Annotated in this window: 7 protein-coding genes and 2 pseudogenes; 3 read left to right on the forward strand and 6 right to left on the reverse strand. The window is 33.7% G+C overall.

The features are described 5' to 3' along the window. Together IHO13_RS04235 and IHO13_RS04240 are read left to right on the forward strand one after the other, a co-directional pair. Positions 1-447, forward strand: a pseudogene (locus tag IHO13_RS04235) (excinuclease ABC subunit UvrA); the annotation flags it as partial. 99 nt (positions 448-546) lie between these two features. Next, positions 547-927: a hypothetical protein gene (locus IHO13_RS04240; RefSeq protein ID WP_225538421.1), complete on the forward strand. Its 381-nt coding sequence runs from the start codon at positions 547-549 to the stop codon at positions 925-927. Between the two features lie 378 nt (positions 928-1305). Here IHO13_RS04240 and IHO13_RS04245 read toward each other — a convergent pair whose 3' ends face one another. The 6 genes from IHO13_RS04245 to IHO13_RS04265 all read right to left on the reverse strand — a co-directional run bounded on the left by IHO13_RS04245 (position 1306) and on the right by IHO13_RS04265 (position 4311). Beyond that, complete coding sequence (locus IHO13_RS04245) at positions 1306-1974, reverse strand: conjugal transfer protein TraJ (RefSeq protein WP_225538422.1); 669 nt, start codon at positions 1972-1974, stop codon at positions 1306-1308. A gap of 92 nt (positions 1975-2066) precedes the next feature. After that, positions 2067-2243 carry a hypothetical protein gene (locus tag IHO13_RS04250; protein WP_225538423.1) on the reverse strand — a complete coding sequence of 59 codons (177 nt, stop codon included), beginning with the start codon at positions 2241-2243 and terminating at the stop codon, positions 2067-2069. Positions 2244-2294: 51 nt separating this feature from the next. Continuing rightward, positions 2295-2417, reverse strand: a complete 123-nt coding sequence (locus IHO13_RS05795; RefSeq protein ID WP_255586101.1) for a hypothetical protein — start codon at positions 2415-2417, stop codon at positions 2295-2297. 203 nt (positions 2418-2620) lie between these two features. Next, a complete protein-coding gene (locus tag IHO13_RS04255) occupies positions 2621-2818 on the reverse strand; it encodes a hypothetical protein (RefSeq protein ID WP_225538424.1) in 198 nt (65 codons plus the stop codon). 64 nt (positions 2819-2882) lie between these two features. Continuing rightward, on the reverse strand, positions 2883-3713 hold the full coding sequence (locus IHO13_RS04260; RefSeq protein WP_225538425.1) for a DNA polymerase III subunit delta': 831 nt from the start codon (positions 3711-3713) through the stop codon (positions 2883-2885). Then, on the reverse strand, positions 3691-4311 hold the full coding sequence (locus IHO13_RS04265; protein ID WP_225538426.1) for an L-threonylcarbamoyladenylate synthase: 621 nt from the start codon (positions 4309-4311) through the stop codon (positions 3691-3693). Before IHO13_RS04265 ends, IHO13_RS04260 begins: the two co-directional genes overlap by 23 nt. A 483-nt stretch (positions 4312-4794) precedes the next feature. On the opposite strand from IHO13_RS04265, the pseudogene IHO13_RS04270 reads away from it, so the two are divergent. Further along, a pseudogene (locus IHO13_RS04270) lies at positions 4795-5383 on the forward strand (transposase); the annotation flags it as partial. Positions 5384-5401: the final 18 nt, after the last annotated feature.

Below are 5401 nucleotides of genomic sequence, written 5' to 3' on the forward strand. Positions count from 1 at the left end.
TATGATTTTTTTGAGAACCTTCCAGTAGTAAAAGAAAAGTTGGTTTCTTTGAAAGAAGTGGGGCTTGGCTACATAACGCTTGGACAGCCCTCAACAACGTTATCTGGGGGTGAAGCACAACGAATAAAGTTATCCAAGGAACTATCAAAACGATTTACCGGAAGAATATTATATATTCTTGATGAGCCAACAACCGGGTTGCATTTTGAAGATGTAAACAACTTACTAAAAATGCTCCATAAGCTAGTTGATTTGGGAAACACTGTTATAGTTATCGAGCACAACTTGCACGTTATAAAAACTGCGGATTACGTAATAGACATTGGCCCAGAGGGTGGAGTGAAAGGCGGAGAAGTAGTCGCTGCAGGAACTCCAGAAGAAATAATAGACATACCAAGAAGTGTTACAGGTAAGTACCTTAAGCCATATTTATCAGATAGAGCATAAACTATTTTTTAATTATATTAGGCTACTCTGTATACTTATGATTTGGGTGGGGTAACGTCAGTATGTCAATATTTTAAAGGGTATGTTGAATATGGAATTGTGCCTGCTAAGAAAATAGAGGGTTTCACGCTAACTCCAGAAAGTAGTTTCTATAAATCTGTACGTTATATTAATAATGTGCTAGGACCTGTAAAAGATATAATTTATGGAGTTGAGAACGAAGACGATCATAATAATCAATACATGAAAAGTTGTGAATATGTAGGCTACAGAGCAGGGAAAGTTTACCTATTGTGTCAACTTGCTGCTTCTTGGCGACTGCATAATATTGCAGCCTTTACTTTTGACAGCGGCATATTTGTCGTACTTTCCACTCAAGTTATTTTCAAAGATAACAGGGAACAACTGTTTAAAAGCAAATACAGGGTCATTGGTCGGCCATCTAAACGTATTTTTAGATATTGGACAGGAATGCGTTAGTGCAGTGTCCAGAGATTTAATAAGATTGTAAGTTATGTCTGTGCTACTGTCGTTTTGGGCTGCTGCATTGATCATAACTCCACTTATGTGGGCTTGTAACAAAGTAAGCTGAGTGAAATACAAAACCAGAAAAGACATCTTTAGCCAATGGCATGTCACAAACTGAGTTATAATACCAATCTTCGTTATTAGGGAAACAAATAAAGTATATTACAAATTTGCTTATACCACCAATTATAGGCAAAACGGTATCTTTTTAATTTATCCTATTACCAGTGAAATTTGGTATAGGAAATTTTGAAAAATTGTCTAACAGCTAGAATAATGAAGTCAAAAGTCTTGGGAGAGGCTTAAAAGATATAGCCAATAAGATGGTGATCACCTGTATTTATAACCATCAACAATAAATTTAAATGGTATTATACCGCTTAGAGCTGCCTGAGCATTGGACAAAGTAAAGCTAATATCAACAGTTCGATTCTTCACTCTCTTATTTTGTTCAGTTGTAAAAACTACAACAGCATTTCCAGCGAATGTGACTAGGTCCTTGATTGGTCGGTCAATGGATAACTTTACTACATTTATGTTGGAAATTTTTCCTTTAGATGAAGACAAATAACTAGTTTCATTGCTCATTTTTTCTTGAAAACCTTGATAGACTTTATATATAGAGTTGTTTTGTATGAAATTTTCTCGGTATTCTGGCTCGATAACTCTACTAGATTCGTATGTTTCAACGTATTTACTTACTAAGTACCTGGCTATAGAAGTGTATTCATCATCTTCTTCATTAAAACTAAGCTTACGTATTATAGAGAACTCATCTTCTGTGTAATTCACATATTTTACAAAATTTAAATCTCTTTTAATAGGAAACAACAGGTATATATTTAGTAGTAATAAACATAAGCACACTAGGAGAAATGATACTATCAATACCATCCAAGACCTTTCTGCTATACAAGACAGGTACCTATAACAGTACCATTCAATTGCTTTACTAAAATAACTCTTGTTTTTTACTGATTCAGGCAGCTTGTCTCCCATAATATAAAGCCCTATTGAACTATCATAGCAACAATAAACCCTAAAAATTTTAAAATATATTTAAATTTTCTAAAGCAGGATGAATGATTATATCACCTTGTTCGGCAATAAGGCAGAATTTGTCGATTTTGCTCATATCCACATTTGTCATTCTTTACACTGAAATTTTCAGGACCATAGGTATTACCATCTGCACTTTTGTGGTAATTATAATAACGTAATTTATCTTGATCGTCAAAGTAACCAAATTCATCAGCGAGGGTTCCCACCTTTCTGCCTCTGTTACCTTTAACTAGCCCGAATAAATCTGCTGCATGGTTTTAAAATCCAGGCTCAACAACTCCGTCCATAGCAAAAAACTTAAGTGCGTGACCAACATGCTCCTTAAATTTTAGGTTATAGGTCTTTTTTACACTACCTAAGACCCACAAATTTATATTCATCTAAAACACCAGAACATTGTAGATCATATTTTTTATATTCAAAAAACTCATTGCCTAGAACGTTACAAAACGTTAATTTATAATTACCGTCATTCAGTTTAACAACTTTAAGGTAATGAAAATCTTGAGGAATTTTACCTCTTCTTTTGTAATATGGTTACGCACAACAAGCTCGGCACTGAGCATATGATAGCTAATTTTGGCTAAGTAGCTATATTAATTGTTTTGTTTAGCTTAAAATTTGCTTCATAAATACCATTTGACAGCTCCTTTCCTTTTTCTAAGGTTACGTTCTGGTCTAAAGCCATGTTCTTATTTAAGCTTAGTTCTTTCTGCGTATTCAGTATGGCTTTCGTAAAAACTTCTATCGGTTGCCATACAGTTAATTTATTATCAGTCAAACCACGTACTTTAAATATAAAATTGACAGTATTTTATCACAAATTTATACTAAAAGTAGTATAATCAATGGACTGATGCTATAAGATTAATCGCATTAGCTAAAACATGCTTTTTATCTAAGTGGAATTGCTTAGCAGCAATAAAAAGTTCATCTATTTTCTTCCACTTACTTAGCAAAATTTCAACGCAATTTACTTCTCTTTTTATTTTGTCTAAAATGAAGGCTTGAATTATATATGATGCTAGTTCTAACTCGATTTCGCTGTTTATTACTTTATTAATTACTTCAGGATTATTTAAATTACGGAGGAATGTATAAAAGCATTTGTATGATTCATAGGTATCGCTACTTATTGCATTTATTATCATCCCTGGCGTTCCAGGGAATAAGGTAACAATTTCATCGAACACTTGATCATCAAGTTTACATTGAGCTGAAACAATTTGCTTCGTTTCATTATAAGTTAGTGGCAGTAAATTTAGCTGAAAGCACCTACACTTAATAGTAGTTTGTATATTATATGGCTTGTGGCTAATTATGAATATTTTAGAGTTCTTTGGCGGTTCTTCTAATATTTTTAATATCGCATTTTTAGCGTTGTTCGTCATCGCTTCTAAGCTATCTATTACAGCTATCTTATATTCTGATTGAATAGGGCTTAAGTGTAGAAAATTTTTCATTTCTCTCACTTTTTCTACTCCTATCGTATCACTTTCAACAATGTGCAAATCCAACGCTACTTCGTCATAGTCTTTTATAAGGAACCAATTAGAAAAGGATTTCACGAGTGTTGCTTTTCCTATACTCTTTTTACCACAGACCAGCCAAGATTGAACAGACAAGTTGTCCATTAATTTTTTTTTAGCTTGATCATGACCTATTATTCTTTTCATTCTTCCTCCTATGGACCTCAGCCTGAAAACATATTACTTGAAGTGAGACTGCACCCTCTCTTAAAACCCTAATCTTATCTCTAGCTAAGTCAATAACAGTAGATTCTATACCGGAAACTAATTTATCATCTTCGATTATCGCAGATAGATGTTGCCTAATAGATTGAGGTATATCGCTTGCTTTGCATACACTTTTTTCTCCTGAAATATTGATACTAGTCGCGACTATCGGGGTTTTTAGCTTATTTAATATTGAAATTGCAATAGGATGATTAGGAATTCTTACGCCTATGCTGCCTTTAAAGAATTCGTTTGGTAATATGTTATTATTTTTAAGCGGTAAGATATAGGTAATTGGTCCAGGAGAGAAGTGGTTTATTAAACCAAAGTATTTTTTCTCTAGCTCTGCTATTTTTGTCAAACTGTAAATATCACTAACAGATATAGATAGTGGTTTATTTTGAGAACGCCTCTTTACCTGGTATATTTTCTTTATAGCTACACTATCTAATGCACTACAAGCAAGGGCATAAACTGTCTCTGTTGGAAAACAAACTAACAAGTTGTTCTGTATTGCATTTATTATTTCAGATATCATATAGCTAAGAACTTACATCCATATTACAGCATAAGCAGTAGATAATTTTATTCCGGTACCAGCTTTTTTCTGGTGTATTTTTTTCAGCGGTTAAACTGCTATTTTATAATGGATTTTGTCAGCAACCGCTAGGTTTTTTCGATTGCTGTGCACAAAGCTATTCCAGCTTCATGCACACAGCTGTACGAACATTAATTATAGAAAAGAAAAAAGGTAGTAATCGTAGATTTTGTCTGGATTTCCACTACAGTATTCAATGACTGGTTTCAGGATTTCAAGTCTAAGCTCGTTCATAAAAGCACGCCTAATGAACTTGTAACTCTATATTCCATTGTGTTTTCTGTACTCTGTTAGTAAAATGGAAGTATGAGAATCATGTACAGTGTAACCATAATAATCCCAATTATGGATTAGAAAGAAGTGAAAAAAAGCTGGAAAGTGAGTAAACTCCAAGTTATTCCTGTTTTAATAAGGAGGTTACCCATGAAGAAAGATATTACAGAATTTTATTGTTGCGTCGAGGGTTTTTGTCGCATGGTTGATGAGAATTTTGCCAATATGCTCTTGCCAAATGGCAGAAACCCAACTAGAATACCAGGAATTATCACTCCAGAAATTCTACCGTAATCCTATTATATCATCAATCCCCATGTAAAAATTTTAAAGCTTTTTACCTACTTTATCTGCACTTTACGATCAGAATTTCCCAAATTACAACATATGAATGGTTTATTGCTCTTAAGTCGCGAGTTTTATGGTATTTAGCATTGCTTTTGCAATGGTTCTGCAAACAAGCAAAAATGACAGGTATTTTCTACATTGACACTTCTTCAATCGCCTTTTACCATCTAAAAAGAATCTCAAGAAACAAAGTTTTCAATGGATTAGCGAAGCTTGGAAAGACTACATATGGCTGGTTTTTAGGCTTCAAATTGCACTTGGTGATTAACGAAATTAGCGCAAGCATTTACGCTACTATAGGTAACGTTGATGACAGAAAACCTGTGCCAACTTTAACCAAAAAACTAGCCAGACTTTTTTTGGAGATAAGGGCTATATAAAGAAAGAGCTCCTTTAGAAACTCTTCGAG

This window comes from Wolbachia endosymbiont of Mansonella perstans (assembly GCF_020278605.1).
Classification (GTDB): domain Bacteria; phylum Pseudomonadota; class Alphaproteobacteria; order Rickettsiales; family Anaplasmataceae; genus Wolbachia.